The organism is Oleiphilus sp. HI0117 (assembly GCF_001635235.1).
The window spans coordinates 1-918 of the sequence record NZ_LWGA01000128.1 but is presented as its reverse complement, the minus strand read 5'-3'; the positions used below and the strand labels follow the sequence as shown (position 1 = coordinate 918).

Annotated in this window: 2 protein-coding genes; both read right to left on the bottom strand. The window is 43.6% G+C overall.

Translation table 11 applies throughout. The features are described from left to right. The coding region (locus A3757_RS01765) for a cache domain-containing protein (protein WP_156506100.1) at nucleotides 1-614 on the bottom strand (614 nt) is incomplete at its 3' end. A gap of 45 nt (nucleotides 615-659) precedes the next feature. Continuing rightward, nucleotides 660-800 carry a hypothetical protein gene (locus A3757_RS25520; RefSeq protein WP_156490449.1) on the bottom strand — a complete coding sequence of 47 codons (141 nt, stop codon included), beginning with the start codon at nucleotides 798-800 and terminating at the stop codon, nucleotides 660-662. Between the last annotated feature and the right edge of the window lie 118 nt (nucleotides 801-918).

Below are 918 nucleotides of genomic sequence, written 5' to 3'. Positions count from 1 at the left end.
GAAAAATACTTTACCAAGAAAAATCCGGCGGCAATAATTAGAATAAATGCCGAAAACAAAATAACGAAAGTGTTCTCTAAGGTTTTTCTAACAGGCGCTAACATCAAGTGGTCTTCAAGCGCGACACCGATGCTATATCGACTACCAGGAATAGGCTGGTGAGCCTCCCCTCCTAGATCAAGCGCCCTCATTCCGGCATTCCCCGTGATCATCTCGTTACCAAGAGCGTTTAATTTAGGGTTATGTTCATTTAGGATAGAGTACTTACTGACGGCCTTTTCACCCTGCTCATTTAAGACAAAGTCGCCTTGATCATCACGTAATAGTTGAATGATCTTATTTTCGTCCCAGTGATACCAGTAAGTTCCGTCATTCGCAACCAGCATCACCTTGGCACTTCCCTGGACACCAGAAAAACTTTCTTTAACCAAGGTTTGAACCCGATCATGGATATATTCCCAGGGAATACTCAGCCCCAACATCCCCCTTACTATCTTACCTTTATCCTGAATAGGAGCCGCAATAACAATCTGCTTAACCCCCGTCGTAAAGGAGATCATCGAGTTAGAAATATAGGCTTCAGGCGAATCAGGATCTTCAGGGTGAATACTCACCTGCCAATAGTCGCGAGAGCGAATATTTTTAGGCTTCGAGTCTGGTTATTTATCATCAAAGGTTCGAATCCCTCCTTGTAGCAGATTCGCACCAGAAGTGTTATAGAAATGTCCGTTGGGTAAACCAATAATGAACTTCTCAAACTTAGGTTTCAGGAAGGTCAATTCACGCTTTAGATAAGGCATGAAGGTTTCGAACTAAAGGCCAGAAAGCTCTGCAGAACGAGCGTATTCCTGCACCAATGACTCACCATGGTCAAACTCAAACTGAAGACCATTAGCAACGAGCATTAAGCTCTTCTGC